The organism is Methanoculleus chikugoensis (assembly GCF_019669965.1).
Classification (GTDB): domain Archaea; phylum Halobacteriota; class Methanomicrobia; order Methanomicrobiales; family Methanoculleaceae; genus Methanoculleus; species Methanoculleus chikugoensis.
Genome location: NZ_AP019781.1, coordinates 1,557,921 through 1,576,512, shown reverse-complemented (window position 1 = coordinate 1,576,512; position 18,592 = coordinate 1,557,921). Strand labels below are relative to the sequence as shown.

At 64.4% G+C, this 18,592-nt stretch carries 13 protein-coding genes; 7 read left to right on the top strand and 6 right to left on the bottom strand.

What is annotated here, in order from left to right; genetic code table 11:
* Positions 1–61: 61 nt before the first annotated feature.
* Both MchiMG62_RS07940 and MchiMG62_RS07935 read left to right on the top strand, forming a co-directional pair.
* Positions 62–331 carry a DUF2795 domain-containing protein gene (locus MchiMG62_RS07940; RefSeq protein WP_221056495.1) on the top strand — a complete coding sequence of 90 codons (270 nt, stop codon included), beginning with the start codon at positions 62–64 and terminating at the stop codon, positions 329–331.
* An 84-nt stretch (positions 332–415) separates the two neighbouring features.
* Entirely contained in the window at positions 416–1,120 is a 705-nt protein-coding gene (locus MchiMG62_RS07935; RefSeq protein ID WP_221056494.1) for a glycerophosphodiester phosphodiesterase, read from the top strand.
* On the opposite strand, the gene MchiMG62_RS07930 is transcribed toward MchiMG62_RS07935, so the two are convergent.
* Positions 1,092–1,790: an alpha/beta hydrolase gene (locus MchiMG62_RS07930; protein WP_221056493.1), complete on the bottom strand. Its 699-nt coding sequence runs from the start codon at positions 1,788–1,790 to the stop codon at positions 1,092–1,094. The two genes, MchiMG62_RS07935 and MchiMG62_RS07930, sit on opposite strands and share 29 nt — an antisense overlap.
* 151 nt (positions 1,791–1,941) lie before the next feature.
* Between MchiMG62_RS07930 and MchiMG62_RS07925 the strand changes: the two genes are divergently transcribed.
* The gene (locus MchiMG62_RS07925; RefSeq protein WP_221056492.1) at positions 1,942–2,997 is read left to right on the top strand and encodes a S1C family serine protease; all 1,056 of its coding nucleotides are present in this window, start codon (positions 1,942–1,944) and stop codon (positions 2,995–2,997) included.
* Positions 2,998–3,008: 11 nt separating this feature from the next.
* Here the strand turns inward: MchiMG62_RS07925 and MchiMG62_RS07920 are convergent, their stop codons facing one another.
* On the bottom strand, positions 3,009–3,596 hold the full coding sequence (locus tag MchiMG62_RS07920) for a nitroreductase family protein (protein ID WP_244987635.1): 588 nt from the start codon (positions 3,594–3,596) through the stop codon (positions 3,009–3,011).
* A 210-nt stretch (positions 3,597–3,806) separates the two neighbouring features.
* Between MchiMG62_RS07920 and MchiMG62_RS07915 the strand changes: the two genes are divergently transcribed.
* Positions 3,807–5,555 (top strand): PAS domain-containing protein, encoded by a 1,749-nt coding sequence (locus tag MchiMG62_RS07915; RefSeq protein ID WP_221056491.1) that lies wholly within the window; start codon positions 3,807–3,809, stop codon positions 5,553–5,555.
* Between the two features lie 586 nt (positions 5,556–6,141).
* Here the strand turns inward: MchiMG62_RS07915 and MchiMG62_RS07910 are convergent.
* The 3 genes from MchiMG62_RS07910 to MchiMG62_RS07900 all read right to left on the bottom strand — a co-directional run bounded on the left by MchiMG62_RS07910 (position 6,142) and on the right by MchiMG62_RS07900 (position 9,616).
* Positions 6,142–6,498 (bottom strand): type II toxin-antitoxin system PemK/MazF family toxin, encoded by a 357-nt coding sequence (locus MchiMG62_RS07910; protein ID WP_221056490.1) that lies wholly within the window; start codon positions 6,496–6,498, stop codon positions 6,142–6,144.
* Positions 6,499–6,593: 95 nt separating this feature from the next.
* Positions 6,594–7,436, bottom strand: a complete 843-nt coding sequence (locus MchiMG62_RS07905) for a PKD domain-containing protein (RefSeq protein ID WP_244987634.1) — start codon at positions 7,434–7,436, stop codon at positions 6,594–6,596.
* A gap of 101 nt (positions 7,437–7,537) precedes the next feature.
* Positions 7,538–9,616, bottom strand: coding sequence for a copper-translocating P-type ATPase (locus MchiMG62_RS07900; RefSeq protein WP_244987633.1), 2,079 nt, complete (start codon positions 9,614–9,616; stop codon positions 7,538–7,540).
* Between the two features lie 326 nt (positions 9,617–9,942).
* Here MchiMG62_RS07900 and MchiMG62_RS07895 point away from each other — a divergent pair, with 326 nt between their 5' ends.
* The gene (locus tag MchiMG62_RS07895) at positions 9,943–12,357 is read left to right on the top strand and encodes a PAS domain S-box protein (RefSeq protein ID WP_221056488.1); all 2,415 of its coding nucleotides are present in this window, start codon (positions 9,943–9,945) and stop codon (positions 12,355–12,357) included.
* A gap of 62 nt (positions 12,358–12,419) precedes the next feature.
* Complete coding sequence (locus MchiMG62_RS07890; RefSeq protein ID WP_221056487.1) at positions 12,420–13,283, top strand: cupin domain-containing protein; 864 nt, start codon at positions 12,420–12,422, stop codon at positions 13,281–13,283.
* A 39-nt stretch (positions 13,284–13,322) separates the two neighbouring features.
* On the opposite strand, the gene MchiMG62_RS07885 is transcribed toward MchiMG62_RS07890, so the two are convergent.
* Positions 13,323–15,257: a heavy metal translocating P-type ATPase gene (locus MchiMG62_RS07885; RefSeq protein ID WP_244987632.1), complete on the bottom strand. Its 1,935-nt coding sequence runs from the start codon at positions 15,255–15,257 to the stop codon at positions 13,323–13,325.
* A 269-nt stretch (positions 15,258–15,526) separates the two neighbouring features.
* On the opposite strand from MchiMG62_RS07885, the gene MchiMG62_RS07880 reads away from it, so the two are divergent.
* Positions 15,527–18,379 (top strand): PAS domain S-box protein, encoded by a 2,853-nt coding sequence (locus MchiMG62_RS07880; protein WP_244987631.1) that lies wholly within the window; start codon positions 15,527–15,529, stop codon positions 18,377–18,379.
* The last annotated feature ends 213 nt before the right edge of the window (positions 18,380–18,592 follow it).

Here is an 18,592-nt window from a genome sequence, read left to right as displayed (position 1 = left end):
GGTGGTGCCCTGCAGGGGCCGTGCATCTGCATGCAGGTGCACGACAGGTAGGTGATTGAAGATGCCGGAAGAAGAGAGACCGTCCGTGAAGGGCGGACACCGGGGAGGCCAGGCGGCGGTCCATGCCGAAGGGTCGTTTGAGGAACTGAGCGCATCCGCACTCCAGAGCCACCTCAAGGGCATGGACTACCCTGCTGGAAAGCAGGACCTGATCGACCATGCCAGGAAGAACAATGCACCGGAGTCCGTGATCGAGGCGCTCGGCAGGTTCCAGGATAAGTCATACCAGTCGGCGACGGACGTGAGCCGGGAGTTCGGAAGGATCAAGTAACGCTTTCTGTTCGGCGCGAACGTTGAGGCTACTCCGGCCCCGATCCCCATCATCTATATCCGGTCCCGAGTGCATGGCACCGCCATGCTCATCATCGGACACCGGGGGGCAAGGGCTCTCGGGCCGGAGAACACCCTGAGCGCTCTCCGAAGGGGTATGGCGTGCGCCGATCTCGTCGAGGTCGACCTGCGCCTCACGCGGGACGGTATTTTAGTCGCAATCCACGACGCGACCGTCGACCGGACGACGAACGGGACCGGGCCGGTCAAGGGGTATACCATTGAGGACTTAACGAGACTGGACGCCGGGGAGGGGGAGAAAATTCCTACCCTGGGGGAGGTTCTCGACCTCGTCCGCAACGTTACGGGGCTTGTCGTGGAGATCAAGGAGCCCGGGACGGAGGCGATCGTCGTCTCGGCGCTCATGGAGATGATGCCAAAACGGCTCTTTCTGGTCTCGTTTTACTCTGAGAGCGTTGCGACGGTAAAGAGGCTCCTCCCTGGAACTCCGGCGGGTCTCATCTACTCTGAGGAGATCGTCGATCCCGTCGGACTCGCCCGCTCGGTGCAGGCCGATCTCCTCCTTCCGAGGTGGGATCGGGTCTCGCACGAGCTGGTGGATGAGGCGCACACGGCCGGGCTGCTCGTCGTTCCCTGGCTCTTAACCACGGAGGACGATATCCTTGAGGCGCTCCGGCTCGGCGTCGACGGGTTCTCAAGCGACGATCCCTGCAATGCGCGGCGATACCTTGATGCATCGGTCAGACAAGCGTCCCCGGGAGGTGCTTGAGGAGCCACGCCTTCACCTCGACGTAGAGGCTCCCGGCCGTCTCGTCGAGGGTGTGCCCCGCACCTTCGTAGATGATCAGCCGCCTGGGTTCACCGGCACGCCGGTAGACCTCCTCCGAGGAGGTATGGGAGAGGACCGGGTCAGCGTCCCCGTGCACCAGGAGGATCGCCGCACGGCCGGCGAGGGCGGCGACCGGTTCCGTCCCGGCGGACCGGGTGGCAATGGCGACGACGACCCTGACCGCCGGGACGTTCGCCGCCGCCTGGATCGCTACTGCTCCCCCGAGCGAGTGCCCGACCACCCCGGCGGCTGCGACGCCCCGGCTCTCGAGGTAGCGTAGCCCGAGGACGGTGTCGAAGACCGATTCCACGAGGTCGGTCGGGTGCCGGTACTGCACCCGGAGCGCACTGATCCGGTCGTTCGGAAGGTCCTGTGCCAGCCGCGGGTAGAGTCCCCGTGCCGGGGTGTCGAATCCGCCGCCGGTTCCGCCCACCATGACGACGCCGCTCCGGGCTCCCTGCGCTTCGTAGTAGCGGCAGACGGTCGTTCCCCGATCGGTCGCGATCTCCACGATCTCGTAGGCCTCGCCGGCCTGCGGAATTCGCCTGAGATCCGTCGGGCGCACGTCGACTCTCACACCCTCCACTTCGATTGCAGCCGTTCCGAGCATGGGGGGCAATAGAGATTGAGCCTATTTGGCTTTTGCGGCAGGAAGGTTTCCGCGCGCCCGGGTAAAAACCGACCCCGCGCAACCGGGGTAGCGTTGCTCCGTAGACCCGTGCGGAAAGTACATTACTATTGGTTGTGAATTATAAACTACGATGGATAATATTGGGCACAGACTCTTCCAGCATACCGGAGATTCTTCTCAGAAATCCGTTCAGGAAAGGCACGCTGCAAGCCCCAATTCCGGGGAGTCCGATGCCGACCTCCTCGACGCTTACTCCCGCGCCGTCGTCCGGGTCGTCGAGTCCGTGGGCCCCGCGGTCGTGAGCGTGGTCGTGGGGAAGAACTCTCCCGGGTGGCGCGGCGAGCAGGTGGGAGCAGGATCGGGCGTGGCCGTATCGCCGGAGGGCTACATCCTGACCAATAACCACGTGGTGCAGGGAGCGGGGAGGATCGAGATCTGCACGGCGGACGGGACCGCTCTCCCCGCACGCCTGGTCGGGGCCGACCCGGCAACCGACCTTGCCGTGCTCCGCGCCGGGACGGCGGATCTCCCCTACGCGTCGTTCGGCGACTCCGGGGCGCTCGCGGTCGGCCAGCTCGCGATAGCCATCGGCAACCCACTCGGCTTCGACTCGACCGTCTCGACGGGCGTCCTGAGCGCTCTCGGGAGGGCGTTCCGGAGCCGGGACGGCCGCCTGATCGAGAACATCATCCAGCACACCGCTCCCTTGAACCCCGGTAACTCCGGCGGCCCGCTGGTGGACTCCCGTGGCCGGGTCATCGGGATCAACACGGCCATCATCCCGATGGCCCAGGGCATCTGCTTCTCGATCCCCTCGAACACCGCCTCGTGGGTTCTCCCGCAGCTGGTCGCCGACGGCAGGGTGCGGCGCGGCTACCTTGGTATCGCCGGCCAGTCGCAACCGCTCCCGCAGCACCTCGTTGCAGCGCTCGGCCTCGCCGCGAACCAGGCGGTCGAGGTCGTCTCGGTGAACCGGGCCAGCCCCGCCGGGAGGGCCGGACTCAGGCCGGGGGACAGGATCATCGCGATCAACGAGACCTGCGTAACCTGTGTCGACGACCTGCACCGGTTCCTTGCCGCCTGGCCTATCGCAGAACCCGCAACCGTGACGATTGTCCGGAACCAGCGGCGGATCACGCTCCCGATCGTTCCCGCGGAAGCGGTCGCGTGCACTGCCTCCGGGTGAAGGGGGTACGGTCAGGGGACCCAGTCTATCCGGGGCTCCCGGCGCACCGGTTTCGGTGAGAGAGGGGCCGGATAACCGAAGACCAGCGGCGCCACGATCTGGTGATCGTCCGGAACCTTCAGCGCCGTAAGAAGGTCGGGGTTCTCCTGGACGAGAGCCGCCGAACCGATCCAGCAACTGCCGATACCGAGCGCCCAGGCGGCAAGCATCATGTTCTCCGCGCAGAGCGCGCAGTCGAGGAAACTCGATATGGCATTTTGGGCGCCGAGAACCAGGACCAGCACCGGGGCGTTGTAGAAGATGTTGAACCCGGGGTTCTTGAGCGCCGCGAGAAACTCCTCCATCCCTGTTCCGCCCTCTGCTCCGATCCTCTCGATGAGGATCGGTTTGCAGTAATCGGACACCCGCTGCATCAGAGCACGGTCTTTGACGATCACGAACCGCCAGGGCTGAAGCCCGAGGGCGGTCGGGGCCTGGATGCCCGCAGCGATGATCGCCCTCAGGGCCGCGTCCGGGACGTCCCGGTCGGTGTAGTTCCTGACGCTCCGGCGCTCCCGGATCACGGAGAAGATCTCGATGGACTCGGCATCCGTCATCATGAGCTCCGGCTATGGCCTGCCGGCGATATTTATACCTTGGTAGCCCACCTCTCCGGGCTTTCTGTCTGCTTCCCCGGCAACCCGGAGATGTCGCTAAATTGTCCGGGAGGTCGGAAAAAACCCGGGTTTCACCTGATGACAAGATAGCAATCTTTTTAATGTCCCCGGAGCACAACCACTACAGCGACCATATTTTGATGCCGGTGAGGTATGACGGACTCGCATCAGGATCGGGCACCCTTCCATCGTGCGGTGCTCAATGCTCTCGAAGATGGACTTCTTGTGATAGGCGACGACCGGAAGGTCAGGTGGTACAACCCCGCCCTCGCACGAACCCTCGGCATCCGGCAGACGAACGCCATCGGGATGGAGTTCGGTTCTCTCCTCGACACGTACTTCCTGCCGATCATCGAAGACGAGGACTCCGTGCAGCTGCTCCATCGTGTCCTTGAAAACGGCGCGGACCTGCCTCCTCTTCTCTGCCGTACCCGGACCCACGACGGCACCCGGCGCTGGATCTCGATATCAAGCAAACAGGCTTTCGCCGCGACCGGGCAGCGGCTCATCAAGATCCGGGACGCCACTGCGGATCTGAATGCGCATCACTTCAGGGCCGCGCTCGAAGGGTCCCCGGTGGTCGTCTTCGTGCAGGATGAAGAACTCCGCTACATCTGGTCGTACAACCAGCAGCTGGGGTCCACGGACGCGTCCATCATCGGCATGCGCGAAGAGGATGCTTTTCCCGAGGATGCCGAGCACCTTACCGCGCTCAAGCGGCGGGTTCTTGAGACGGGAAAGACCGTGCGGGCTGCGGTGACGTTCACCATCGCAGGCAAGCGACGTGTCCGCGATCTGACGCTCAAGCCGTTTCGGGATGCTGACGGGACGATTGTCGGCGTTACCGGGACGGCCTTCGACGTGACCGAGCAGAACCGGGTGGAGGAGGCGCTCCGGGAGAAGACGCACGAACTGAAGAAACGGATGGACGAACTCCGGTGCCTCTACACCATCGCGCACCTCGTCGAGACGCCCGGGATGACGCTCGAGAAACTCCTGCAGGCGGTTGCCGATACCCTCCCCATGGGATGGCAATACCCGGACAGTACCGGGGTGCGGATCACCGTCGACGGCCGGGATTACTATCGGGGCGATCCGGTGGATTCCCCCTGGAAACAGAAGAGCCTGATCGCCGTCCACGGCGAACTGGTCGGTGAGGTCGAGGTGCGGTACCTCGCGGAGGTCCCGGAGGGCGGCAAAGGGCCGTTCCTGCCGGAAGAGCAGATGCTGCTCGACTCCATCACGAAGCGGCTCGGCCGGATCATCGAACGGCTGCAGGTGGAAGCGGCGCTCGAGGAGAGCGAGGAGAAGTTCCGGGGGATTGCCCAGCGAAGTTTCGACCTCATCGTCACGTCATACCGGGACGACGGGCTGAACTACATCTCGCCGGCGATGGAGCGGATACTCGGGTATTCCCCCGAAGAGATGGTGGGAACTGATTGGGAGGATTACATCCTCCCGACGAGCCTTCTGGTCTGGAAAGAGGGGCGGCGGAGAGTTCTCCGGGGCGAGCAGGTCGAAGGGCTCCAGATTGAGGTTCGGCGAAAGAACGGGGAGACCGCCATACTGGAACTGAACGAGTCGCCGATCATCGAGAAGAAGGCGATCGTGGGATTCCAGGTGATCGGCAGGGATATCTCCGAGCGGATCCTGCACGAGCGGCTCCGGGAGCAGGCGTTCGATATGACCGAGCGGAATATCGCTCAGTTCGCCATCCTTGCCGACCACGTCCGCCACCCGCTCCAGGTGATCATGGGGGTCGCGGATCTCCTCGACGACGAAGCGGTCGCGGAGAAACTCCGGGAGCAGGTCCGGCGGATCAATGTGCAGATCGGCGAGCTCGACCGGGAATGGATGGAGTCGCGGAAGATCCGGGAGTTTTTGAAGCGATACGAACTTTAAGTGCCTGCTCCGGCCTCAAAACTGTTTCATAGGATCGTAGTGGGCATTTCACCGTATCAGGTGGATCCCGATGCAGATCGCCGCCTCACGCGAAGAGCGCGAAGCCGCGAAGTCCGGGGAATTATTTCGCCCTCCTCCGCACCTTGACAGTGCTCATGCTCCGGGCGTTCCATCCATCGCTCTTCCCGGCTTCGCGTGAGTTGACGGGATGCTACGTGAAATGGGTCGCGGTTTGGGGCGTCTCAAGTCCCATGCACGGATTTCAAGTGGATATCGCCATTGGGGGAGGGGTTTCAGGGGAGGGGCGAGCCCCCCCCTGAGCCCCTCCCCCACGGCGATACTCTCACGGTCCACTGCATCGGGATATTTCCTCGCTCCACTCGCTTTGTTTGTCGCATAATGAAGGTTTTCAGCCTTCTCGAACTCCTGCCTCGAAACTCTTCGAGTTCTCAAACTCCTGTTCTGCGAACCATCACGTAACAAATCGTAGCACGTTCCGACAGTCGCAACTCGCATCAAGTGCGTTCTGGGTGAAAATCCGTGTCCGGGAGCGCAAAGAACAGGACAGCATCCCTGGGAAACCTATTCACCGCCGCCCCCGCCCTCTCTTCTCCTGCACCCCCGGCATGGCCTCCCGGACGGCGGCGAGCGTCTCCGGCAGGAGCGTGCCTTTCTTTCCGACGACGTCCGCCGTCCGGATGGTGGCGGCGTGGGCGGCGAGAGCGTAACTCTCGGTGAAGAGGTCGAGCCCGCCCCGGGCGAAGTCGTCGAGCGAGAGGGGGATCGAGATTCCGTCGGTGGACGGACTGCTCGATACCGGGCAGATCAGCAGGCTCCCGGTCTCTCCTGCAGAAACGACCACCACCGGGCGCACCTTCCGCGCGCCCCCTCCCCCGATGCACACGGCGGCTAAGACGACGTCGCCGCTGGCGTACCGCCCCATGTACGTACCGGTCGACGTCAAAACCGATAAGAGAATTGATCCGGACCTTTATAGTAACAGGAGGAATGGGGGCGCTTTCGCCCCACGATGCGCCGTTACGGCGCCCGTCCGTTTGCTTTTCCGTTGGATCTCTGCTGCTCTTCGCGTAACTCCTTCTGGTTCTTCGCCTTCTCCTTCACCAGCGCGACCCGGGCATGCCCGTCACCGTTGCCGAACTTCGCCCCCTTCCCATTGCCTGGATTGATCACGGAGACGGCCCCGGTGCCGGCGACCGATACGGTACCGTTCTCTGTCATGGCGGCGCCGGTCACCGTCAGGTTGCCGTCGCCGGCAGCGAGATCAAGATCCTGATGCCGGTACTTCAGGATGAGCGTGCCGCCGTCTTTCATGCAGAAGTTAACCCTCTCCGGTGTTGCGTTCCCGATTCTGAACTCAGAGGGGTCTGATACCGCCACATTCGCGTTGCCGGCTCCGGCAAACCCGAGCCAGTCCGCGATGCTGACGAAGACGGTCATGACACCGTTGCTCTTCTGGTTCAGGGTCTTCGGGACGACCTTCACCTCCGCCGTCTGCGGGGCGACGGTCACGTTCAGGGTGTCGCAGGCGACGGCACCCGTCGCGTTGTTTGCGACCTCTACCGTGACCGTATAGGTGCCCGCGGCGAGGTAGGTATGGGTTGCCCGGACGGTGCCGTTCTGCTCGTCGTCCTGCACGATCTCCGCCTCGGTCCTTCCTGTGCTCCAGTCGACGGAGGCCGAGAGGTTCATCGCGTCGAAGATCTCTGTGTCGCTGCAGGCAGCGAGGATGGTGACCGGCTCCCCGGCGAGGACGGTGCGGTCGCCCCCGGCATCGACCGTGAGGGCGGCCTGCACGGCAGGAACCACCACGGCAAGGACGATGAAGAGGGAGACGACTCGGATTTTGGTATCTCGTTTCATGCGTACCTCATCTCCGGTAGATACTGGCCCTGCCCCTCTATTTGACCGCATTGAGCTTCCCGGTTCAATCAACCACCCAGGAAGTGGTGTAGTGGCCGCCCCTACACCCGGAGCAGCCGGGCATTGATCGCGACGATCACCGTGCTTGCGCTCATCAGCACCGCTCCTGCCGCCGGGGTGAGAAGGATCCCGGCGCCGATCAGAACCCCGGCGGCGAGCGGGATGGCGACGGCGTTGTAGCCCGTCGCCCAGAGGAGGTTCTCGAACATCTTCCGGTAGGTCTTCCTTGCAAGGCCGATGACCGCCGCCGCGTCCCGCGGATCGCTCCTCACGAGCACGATATCGGCGCTCTCCACGGCCACATCGGTTCCGGCCCCGATGGCGATGCCCACATCGGCCTCGACAAGCGCGGGTGCGTCGTTGATCCCGTCGCCCACCATCGCCACCCGGTAACGGCGCTGCACCTCCCGGATCTTCTCCGCTTTCTCATGGGGGAGGACCCCTGCGAAGAACTCGTCGAGGCCAAGTTCCCCCGCCACCCACTCGGCGACATCGCGATTGTCCCCGGTCAGCATCATGCACCGAACGCCCATCTCTTTGAGCCGGCGGATCGCCTCCCCCGACTCAGGCCTGATGATGTCGGCAAGCGCGAGCGCTCCCATGAGCCGGTCATCCTCGAGCAGGAAGACGACGGTCTTTCCCTGCCGCTGGAGCGGCCGAATCCGTCCGTCCCCGGCATCGATGCCCCGCTCCGCGAGGTAACCCGGCCCGACCACCCGGACGGTTCGGCCGTCGACCGTCCCCTCGACGCCGACCCCCGGGATCGCCCGGAACCCCTCTACCGTGAGCAGGATTAATTCCCGTTCCTCCGCGCTTCGGACGATGCCCCGGGCAATCGGGTGCTCGGAGTGCGCCTCAACCGATGCCGTCGTCCCGATCACGTCCTCCTCCGCCGCGCCGCCGAAGGCGAGGACGTCCGTGACACCGAATACCCCCGTCGTGAGGGTCCCGGTCTTGTCGAAGACGACCGCTGTCAGATCTTTTGCTCGCTCGAACGCGCTCCGGTCCCGGATCAGGAACCCCGACTTTGCGGCAAGCGCCGTCGAGACCGCGATCACGAGCGGGACGGCAAGACCGAGCGCATGGGGACAGGCGATGACCATCACGGTCGCGGCCCGCTCCACCGCAAACCCGCCCCCCTCCCCGAGGGTGAGCCATGCCGCGAACGTCGCCGCACCGGCCGAGAGGGCGATCACCACCAGCAGGAACGCCGCCCGGTCCGCGAGGTCCTGGGTCCGGGACCGGCTCTCCTGCGCTCTCCGCACGAGGTCGATCACCTGTGCGAGATAGGTCTCCGCACCTGTCTTTTTGACCTCGACGACGATCGATCCCTCGCCGTTGATCGCCCCACCGATGACCGTATCCCCGGGCCGCTTCTCCACCGGTCTCGACTCTCCGGTGAGCATCGCCTCGTCGACGCTCGTCGCCCCCTCGACCACCACGCCGTCCACCGGCACCTTCTCCCCGGGCCGGACGAAGACCCGGTCGCCCGGTTCGAGCCGGTCGACGGGCACGTCGTCCGTCTCGCCGTCCCGGAGACGGTGCGCCTCCGAGGGCATGACCCGGACGAGTTCCTCGAGCGCCCGCGATGCCCCGAGAACCGAGCGCATCTCCACCCAGTGCCCGAGGAGCATGATGTCGATCAGGGTGGCAAGTTCCCAGAAGAATCCTTCCTCGCCGACGATGCCGAGAACGACCGCCGAACTGTAAACGTAGGCGACGGTGATCGCGACGGCGATGAGCGTCATCATCCCGGGCATCCGTGCCCGCAGTTCGCTTACGATGCCGGTAAGAAACGGCCACCCGCCGTAGAGGTAGACTGCGGTCGCAAGAGCGAGGAGCAGGTAGTCCGAGCCCGGGAACCGGATGGCGATCCCGAGAAGTTCCTGGACCGGCTTCGAGAGGAGAAGGATTGGAATCGTCAGTATCGTCGAGACGATGAAGCGTCGCCGGAAGTCATCGAGGGCTTGGCGGTGCGTGCCATGGCCGGGCCGGTGGGTCTCCGGCGGCTTCTCCTGGGCGGCCTCTTTGAGATGCGTCTCGTACTGCCGTCCGCCCTCACCGTGGTCGTGGCCCACTTCACGTCCTCCCCGTCCGCTCCTCTTCTGCGGCCCAGTCATGCATGCTAACTCCGCGTGCGTACCCGCTCATGGGGGTGATGCCGTTCTTGCAGAATGTAACTATATCGGTCGCGCGCAGGCCTGAGAGCATCGGGACATGTGGTTGCCTTCTTCTGGGTGACGGATATCCGCCGGTGAAAATGAACAGATTTATACCTTCTGGGAAACAGCATAATGCCTGTGCTCGGATGAACTTGCCCGCAGGACCGACAGGATCGTCAAAATTCCTTTGAACTTTGGTCGAATATGCCCGGTGTGTGCGGGAACATTTTATCTGCCCATGGGGATGAAACTCCTCCGAGAGTAAAGGAAGGTGATCCCGGTCGATGCATGACTGCACACCCGCACATGGCGATATCCTCGAACTCTCCGGCATCCTGGATGCGTTCGACGAAGGGCTGCTGATAGTCGGCCCCGACAACCGGGTGGCCTGCATCAACAAGCATCTGCGGCACCTGCTCGGCATCACCCGTGACGCGCCCGCCGGAACCGACGCGGATCGCTTCGCTCACCAGGCCCTGATACCCCGCATCTGCGGGAAGTCGGGCAGATCCGAGATCACCGCATTTCTCTCCGGCCGCACTCCGGTTGCCGACTTTCCGTGCGTGATGCGGTTGCCCGACGGCGGCGAAGGGCGGTTCCGCTGCTCGTGCCGCGCCGTTCATGATGGCCGGCTTCGCGGCAGCCGGCTCGTCCGTTTCTCTCCCGACACCTCCGGCCCCGGGGCCGTCCCGGTCTCCGAAACCCGTGCCTTTCGGGTCGACGGCCCTGGAAGGGGTATGGATACCGCAAAGAGGAGGCGGATCGAGGCGATACTGCGGGAGAGCGAAGACCGGTACCGGTTCCTCGTCGAAAACCTCAACGAGGGCATCGCGCTGATCGACAGAGAGGGCATCGTGGTCTTTGCCAACCGGAAGATGGCCGATATCATCGGTTATTCGATCGCCGGGATCATTGGAGCGCCGGTCTATGCGTTCATCGACGAGGGGAGTGCCGGAGACGTAAAAGAACACCTGCAGAATCTTGGCCGGAACATGCGCGAGGTCTTCGAGTTTGAACTGGTTCGAAAAGGCGGTGGCCGTATCCATACGCTGATAGCGACCACTCCCATCATCGACACCGGCGGCACCTGCCGGGGATTCCTTGCCGGTGTCCAGGACATCACCCCCTTGAAGCAGATGGAGGCAAAACTCCGCGAGAGCGAGGAGAAATACCGGTCGCTCGTCGAGCTCTCCGCCGAGGCGACCCTGATCCATCGCGACGGGAGGATCATATTCATCAACCCCGCCGGCCTGAAACTGCTCGGGGCTTCACGCCCGGAAGAGGTGATCGGGACGGCTATCCTCGATATCGTCCGCCCGGATACCCGGGATCTCATCGAGGCCTTCGCCGTGCGGGACCTGCAGGGCGTGGAGACGCCGCTTGCTGAGTTATTGGTCGTCAGACTCGACGGAACGACGGTTCCCATCGAAGGGAGGGGGGCACGGACGATCTTTGAGGGCCGGCCTGCGGTTCAGGTCGTCATGCGGGACATCAGCCACCGGAAACAGGCGGAGGAGCAACTGCAGGCGAGGAACCGGCATCTCCTTCTGCTTAACCGGATCATCGGCACATCCGCTTCGACCCACCTGCCGGGAGAACTGCTGGAGACGGCGCTCAGCCAGACACTCGATCTCCTCGGCTACGACGGCGGCGCAATCTATCGCCTCGATTCCGGGCGGGGAGAGGCTGCTCTCCAGTGCCGGCGAAATATGCCGGATGCATGCCTGGAACTTACAGAGACCGTTTTTGGAAGATCGTTTGCCGATTCCATCGCCACCGGCCTTCCGTGCTACCTTGAACAGAACCGGGGCCCGAACACCCCGGGATCCCGTCTTCTCCGGGAGTTCGGGTTTGCCGCACTCGCCTGCATCCCGCTCGTCGTCGAGTCGGACGTCGTCGGGGCGCTCCTCATCGGAACCAGGGGGCATGGATTCTTCTCTCGCGACGAGCGTGCGCTCCTCGAAGCCGTCGGGCGCGAGATCGGGGCCGGAATCGTGCGGGGAATGCTCTACCGGAGGCTTGAAGTGGCAAACCGGGAGGCGAACCTCTACCTCGATATCCTCACTCACGATATCCGGAACGCGGACAACGTCGCAAACATCTACGCCGACCTCCTCATCGACGAGCTCGAGGGAGAGCCGGCCCGGCACGCCCGGAAACTGAAGGACGGGATCAGGAAGAGCATCGAGATCACCGCAAACGTCGCCACCCTCAGAAAGATCCAGGAGGGCCGGGACGGGCTTGCGCGGCAAAACCTCTACGACGTGATCCGGGGAGAGATCGCCCACTTCCCCGACCTCTGCATCAGGTACTCCGGGCTGCCCGTGGAGGTCTTCGCCGACGACCTCCTCCCCGAGATCTTCACGAACCTTATCGGCAACGCCGCAAAGCACGGCGGGTCGGGCGTCGAGGTCACGGTGGGGGTCGATGATCTGGACGAAGAGACCGTCGTCGTCACCGTTGCCGACACCGGCCCCGGGGTTCCGGACGATCTGAAGGAGGCAATCTTCTTCCGGTTCGAGCGGGAGGGCGGCAGGCGGGGGAGCCAGGGGCTCGGCCTCTCGATCTGCCGGATGCTTGCCGCGCGCTACGGCGGCAGGATCTGGGTCGAAGACCGTGTCCCGGGCCGCCCCGGGGAGGGTGCGGCGTTCCGGTTTACCCTCCGGAAAGCCGGACGCGGGGAAGGTGCCTCCGCCTGAGCGCTCCCGTGCATGCCGCTACGGACGATCTGCTTTATTCCTCCCGTCGCAGACATTTCATCATGTATAGGATCGCTCCTCTTCTCTTTGTCTGTATCCTCCTCTCTGCCGGATGCCTCGCCGCAGACGATTCTCCGGCGGAGGCGGGTGTCAGCCTGATCGCCCCGGTTGACCCGATACCCATATTCGACGGCCAGGCAACCTATGCCGGGATCATCGGTGAAGAGACGCCGCAGATCCGGGCAAACTACAGTATGGGATATGTCGCCATCGCACCGGGCAACGCGACTCCGCCGCACCGCCTGATCGGGACGGCGGAACTTGTCTACGTGCTCGATGGTACTGCGGAGATCCGCTGCGACAACGAGACGGTGACCGCCCGCGAGGGAGAGACCGTGCTCCTGCCGGAAGGGGTGCTGCAGTCGATAGTCTCGGCCGGGGATGCCGATCTCCGCTACATCACCGTGAGCCAGCCGGCCTACACGCCCGAGATCGAGATCTCGGGGGATGAACTTGACGCGGTCAACGTGAAGACGGACGGAAGGCCGATCGTTGTCGCCGATCCCCACGAAGGGATCGAGTGGGACCTTGAGTCCGGTGTCGCGGCCTTTACCCTCGTAAACCCGGTGCTGATGAACGAGACGACGATCCCGGTCGGCTACAGCGTTGCCTGCGTGGAACTCCTCCCGGGCGGATATCTAGGCTATGACGGGATTCTCGGTTCGTCCGATCTCCTCTACGTGATCGAGGGGGAGATCGAGGTCGCCACGCCCGGCGGAGAGACGATACGGGTTCCTGCCGGGAGTGCCGCCTACGTCCGACCCGACCAGGTGAAGGAGACCCGGAACGCCGCGGACTCGACGACGAGGCTTCTCTCGTTCATTGACCCTGCATGGACGCTGGAGAAGACTGTCCTCTTTGCATAGATCCACTTCCTTTTTTCCCGGCACCTGTCCTCAGCAGTTTCATGGAGGATTGCCGGTATCCGGCCGGCCTATCCTGAGGGCGTTTGCGATGACCGCAAGCGAGAGCCCCATGTCCCCGAACGCCACCGCCATCCAGAGGGTGACCAGCCCGAAGACCGCGAGCCCGGCGATGCCGAGTTTCACCACGAGCGCCGCTATGACGTTCTGCCGGACGACCGAGACCGTCTTCTCAGAGAGGGCGACGAGGTAGGCGACCCTCGAGATGTCGTCCTCCATCACGACGATGTCTGCCGCCTCGATCGCGACGTCTGAGCCTATCGCCCCCATCGCGACCCCGACGTTCGCCCGTGCAAGCGCCGGCGCGTCGTTCACGCCGTCGCCGACCATCACCACGAGCCCGTAGCGGTCCATCAGCCGCTCGACCATCGCCACCTTATCCTCCGGGAGGAGCCCGGCATGGCACTCGTCGATCCCGATATGGCGGGCCACTGCTTCACCGACACGTTCGTTGTCCCCGGTGAGCATCACCGTCCTGATGCCCCGCGCCTGAAGAGCGGCAACCGTCTTTTCTGCATCCCTCTTCACCACGTCCGAGAGAGCGACGAGCCCGATCACCCCTGAGGCGGTACCGGCGAGGACGACCGTCTTCCCTTCGCTCTCCAGCCGGTCGTACGCCGCCCGCCATGCCCGGTCATCTCCGTCGGCAAAGAGCGCAACGTTCCCGAGGGTGTAGGCCGCACCGCCGATCCTCCCCCGGACGCCTCTCCCCGTCAGTGATACGAACTCCTCGACGTCCCGCAGGACGGCTCCCTCCTCTTCCGCCCGCCGCCGGATCGCCTCCGCGATCGGGTGGCCGGAACGTGACTCGAGCGATGCGGCGACGGCGAGAACCTCCGCCTCAGGGACCCCGAACCCTACCACGTCGTCCACCTCAAGCCTCCCGGTCGTGAGCGTCCCGGTCTTGTCGAAGACGACCACCCGCGCAAGCCCCACGGCTTCGAGCGAGTCTCTGCCCTTGATCAGCACGCCGTTATGCGCCGCGGTCGTGATCCCCGAGACCATCGAGACCGGGGTGGAGATCGCGAGCGCGCAGGGGCAGGCGATGACGAGCAGGATCAGCGCCCGGTAGAACGCTTCGAGGAACGGGACGCCGAAGGCCAGCGGCGGGACGACGACGAGGAGGGCGGCGAGGAGGATGACCGCCGGCGTGTAGTAGCGGGAGAAGCGCTCGATGAACGCTTCGGTGGGAGAAGTGTGGGACTGGGCCTCCGCGACCAGGGCGGCGACCCGGGCTATCGTGCTCTCTCGTTCCGGTTTCGTCACCCGGACTTCGAGGTACCCGTCGACGTTCCGTGTCCCTGCGTAGACGCCGTCCCCGACTTCCTTTGCCACCGGGACGCTCTCCCCGGTGATCGCCGCCTGGTCGACCGACGAGGTGCCGGCAACGACGATGCCGTCGAGCGGAACGGTGTCGCCCGGTCTCGCGATTACAATCTCCCCGACGCCGACGTCATCGACCGGAACAGTCGTCTCGGCGTCGTCCCGCCTGACCCGGGCCGTCTGCGGCGTGAGGTCAAGGAGCGAGGCTATCGAGCGTTCGGCCCTGCCGGCCGCGTACTCCTCCAGGAACTCGGCGACGGCGTAGAGATACAGCACGGTCGCCCCCTCGGCGGGATTTCCGGTCAGGAACGCTCCTGCCGCCGCGATGGATATGAGCACGGCGATGCTGAACCGGAGCCGGATGAGAGCGAAGAACCCGGTTCTCAGGATATCGTAGCCGGATATGACCGCGGCGGCGAGGAGCAGGGCTGTCCCGGCGAAGGGATATGGGGTGAGGTACCCGACGATCACCCCCGCGAGGAGGAGGATGCCCGAGACCCCGAAGACAGCAACCTCTCGGCGGCCGACGACCTGCCCGTGAGAGGCCCCAACCCGGCAGCGGGGACAGGACGGACCTTCCTCATGCTCCGTCACGGCCCGCCTCCGGCCGGAGTCGTTCGGGCGCAGGTCTCCGTCATGATCGTACAACCTTAGCCGCTTCTCACTTAAAGGGTGTCCGGGCGCATATCCGGATCTGTCGCCGGCGCAATTGCTCGAATAGGGGGTCGCCCTTTCACCGAGCAGAACCATTATGACGAGTTCGACCCAACTGATCGGAACGACCGCCCCCAGCACAGCATGCCCGGGTGACGGCCTGCCGTCAATCTCCGTCACCCTGCCTGACTTCCCTTCAGTGTTAAACCATGCCGTCACCAGACTTCACCGCGACCGCTCCGGACAACCATGGCCTGCCTGCCGACGAGGCAATCTCCTGCAGGATCTGGATCAGCGGGCCCGACGGCGTGGCGCCTCCCCTCAAGGAAACGACGCTCGAAGAGCGCTCTGATCCCGCGGGGGCGGGCAACCTCCACCCGGAGGACGCCGGGACGGTGCTCGCCCGGTGGGAACGTTGCAACGACGCCGGTCTTCCATGGAGGTGCAACTACCGGATCCGGGATGCCGACGGCGGATACCGCACCATCGCGAGCAGGGGCATCCCGGTCAGGGACGCCACGGGCAGGATCGTCCTCTGGGCGGGGGTCGACCTCGACGTCACCGTCCGGGACGAACCGTGCTGGCAGACGAGGGAGCTCTGCACCCTCTCCGCGGTCGCCCGTGCGATCGAAGGCGGCGCCGATGCCGGCGAGGTCTTCCCGGAGACGGCCGCCCTTCTGCCCCGCGGGTTCCGCCACCCTGAACAGGTGTCGGTGCGGATAGTGCCCGGAATCGCCGTTCCGGGGCCCGGAAGGATTGTTGCCGGGATAGATGCCGGAGGACGTTCAGCCGCATACCTCGTGGTCGAGTGCCGGAGGGTCCCGGAGGGGAGGGACGATCCGTTCCTGCCGCAGGAGCATGCCCTCGTCCGTGCCGTCGCCGCGATGCTCGGGGCGGCCGTCGCGCCGGCACCCGCCGGGGCTGCTTCGTCCGGGCACCAGTACCGCCTCCTCTTCGACCAGATGCCGGACGCCGGCCTCCTTCTTGAGATACTCCGCGACGGTTCAGGGGACCCTGCCGGCTTCCGGGTCGTCCGGATCAACCGCAAAGCCGCCGAAAACCTCGGGCGTCCGCAGGAGGAGGTCGTCGGAGAAGACCTCCCGAAGGCTATTCCGGCGATCGGCACCGTTGCGCTCGACCTCTTCTACCAGGTTGCCGCAACCGGGAGGACGGTGCACCGCGAGATCTCGAGTCCGGATACCGGCTCCTTCTACGAACTGAAGGTATACCGGCCGCAGTATGACCGGCTCGTCGTCATTGCAGGAGACGTCACGGAACGGCGCAGGGCTGAAGAGATGCTGCGGGAGCAGCGGATCGCCCTGGACAACCGGGTGAGGGAACTTGCGACGCTTTACGCCGTGAGCGGCGTCATCGAGCGGCCCGGGAACTCGGTCGAAGAGGTTCTCCGGGATGTTGCCGTCATCCTCCCGGCCGGCTGGCTCCATCCGGAAGATGCCGCCGCCCGGATCGTGGTCGACGGCCGGGAATACCGGTCGGCCGGTTTTATCGAGAGCCCCTGGCGGCAGGAGAGCCCGATCGTCGTCAAGGGGAGGATCGTCGGGAAGGTGGAGGTCTGCTACCGCCACCCGCGGCCCGAAGACGACGGTACGCCGTTTCTCGTCGATGAACGCCGCCTGATCGATGCCGTTGCCGGGCGACTCGGCCGGGTCATCGAGCGGATGCGGGCGAACGAGGCTCTCGGGAGGAGCGAAGAGAAGTACCGTCTTCTCTTTGAACGGATGCTCGAGAGTTACACCCTCTACGAGGTTATCCGGGACGACGAAGGGAACCCTGTCGATTACCGTATCAGCGAGCTGAACGAGAAAGCGGCCGAGGTATTCGGCCGCAGCCGGGAAGAACTGGTCGGACAGCGGCTCTTCGATATCTTCCCGGCGATCCGCGAGGGTGCCCGTGCTCTCTATGGGGAGGTCACAGAGACCGGTCTTCCGGTTCAGCGGCGGCTGCAGGAGCCGAGAACCGGGCGGTGGTACGACCTGCAGATCTACCGGCCGCGGGCCGGGATGCTGGCCGTCACGGGGCAGGAGATCACCGAACAGAAGAAAGCGGAACTTGCGCTGCGGGAGAGCGAAGAGCGGTTCCGGGGGATCTTCGAGCAGGCGGGAACCGGGATCGCGCTCATCGACCCGGGCGGACGGATCATGGAGGCGAACCCGGCGTTCGTGCGCATGTTCGGTTACGACGAGGACGAACTGTATGGTATGCGGTCATACGACCTGATCTACCCGCCCGACCGGGAGGAGGCCGGTTCTCTCCACCGAGAGACCGCTTTGATGAAGGGTCTCCGCCGGGAGAAGCGCTACCTGACGAAGGACGGCAGGTTAGTCTGGGGGCGGCTGACCACGTCGCTGCTCCACGACTCCGGGGAGGGAGGCCTGGTCATCGCGATGCTGGAGGACATCACCGACTGGCGGGAGATGCAGAACGCTCTTGCGGAGAGCGAGGAGCGGTTCCGCGAGATCGCGCAGCGAAGTTTCGATATGATCTACACCTGTCACCGCGACCGGGGGATCACCTATATCTCCCCGGCGGTGACCCGCATCCTCGGCTATACTCCCGATGAACTCATCGGCCGCAGGTGTCACGACTATGTCGTCCCCTCGTCCCTCCCCGTCTGGGAGGATGGGCGGGAGAAGATCGCCCGCGGCAAACCGGTCGAGGGGGTCGAGGTCGAGTTCCGCCGCAAAGACGGGTCGGTGGCGTTCCTCGAACTGAACGAGTCTCCGATCGTGGAAGACGGCCTTGTCGTGGGCGTACAGATCGTCGGCAGGGACGTCTCGGACCGGGCGCGCTACGAGGATATGCGGCTGCAGGCATTCTACCAGATCGAGCAGAATATCGAGCAGTTTGCAGTTCTCGCGGACCATATCCGGCTGCCCCTGCAGGTGATCCTCGGCATGGCCGATCTGGCCGATGATGAGGCGATGTCGGCAAAGATCCGGGAGCAGGTTGAGCGGATCAACGCGATCGTCAGGCAGCTCGACGAGGGCTGGGTCGAGTCCCGCGAGATCAGGGAGTTCCTGCGGAGGAACGAACTGGTGTAGCGATCTCGTGTGGATAAATCTCGATCCGCATGAGAGCGCCCCATCTGATTGTCATAATATAATCCTTGTTTTTCCTGAATTGCGCCATATATGGGTTTTTTCCCCATCCAATACTTTAATGGTCCATTGGATATATTAGTGAGATGAAACATGGGCGGATGGTCCGGGCCCTGGCGCCGCACCACCGGGGCAGGGTTCGGGCGTGACGTCCGG

Coding starts and splice junctions, on each gene's coding strand:
- MchiMG62_RS07940 (WP_221056495.1), top strand. CDS start 62: ATGCCGGAAGAAGAGAGACCGTCCGTGAAGGGCGGACACCGGGGAGGC.
- MchiMG62_RS07935 (WP_221056494.1), top strand. CDS start 416: ATGCTCATCATCGGACACCGGGGGGCAAGGGCTCTCGGGCCGGAGAAC.
- MchiMG62_RS07930 (WP_221056493.1), bottom strand. CDS start 1,790: ATGCTCGGAACGGCTGCAATCGAAGTGGAGGGTGTGAGAGTCGACGTG.
- MchiMG62_RS07925 (WP_221056492.1), top strand. CDS start 1,942: ATGGATAATATTGGGCACAGACTCTTCCAGCATACCGGAGATTCTTCT.
- MchiMG62_RS07920 (WP_244987635.1), bottom strand. CDS start 3,596: ATGATGACGGATGCCGAGTCCATCGAGATCTTCTCCGTGATCCGGGAG.
- MchiMG62_RS07915 (WP_221056491.1), top strand. CDS start 3,807: ATGACGGACTCGCATCAGGATCGGGCACCCTTCCATCGTGCGGTGCTC.
- MchiMG62_RS07910 (WP_221056490.1), bottom strand. CDS start 6,498: ATGGGGCGGTACGCCAGCGGCGACGTCGTCTTAGCCGCCGTGTGCATC.
- MchiMG62_RS07905 (WP_244987634.1), bottom strand. CDS start 7,436: ATGAAACGAGATACCAAAATCCGAGTCGTCTCCCTCTTCATCGTCCTT.
- MchiMG62_RS07900 (WP_244987633.1), bottom strand. CDS start 9,616: ATGACTGGGCCGCAGAAGAGGAGCGGACGGGGAGGACGTGAAGTGGGC.
- MchiMG62_RS07895 (WP_221056488.1), top strand. CDS start 9,943: ATGCATGACTGCACACCCGCACATGGCGATATCCTCGAACTCTCCGGC.
- MchiMG62_RS07890 (WP_221056487.1), top strand. CDS start 12,420: ATGTATAGGATCGCTCCTCTTCTCTTTGTCTGTATCCTCCTCTCTGCC.
- MchiMG62_RS07880 (WP_244987631.1), top strand. CDS start 15,527: ATGCCGTCACCAGACTTCACCGCGACCGCTCCGGACAACCATGGCCTG.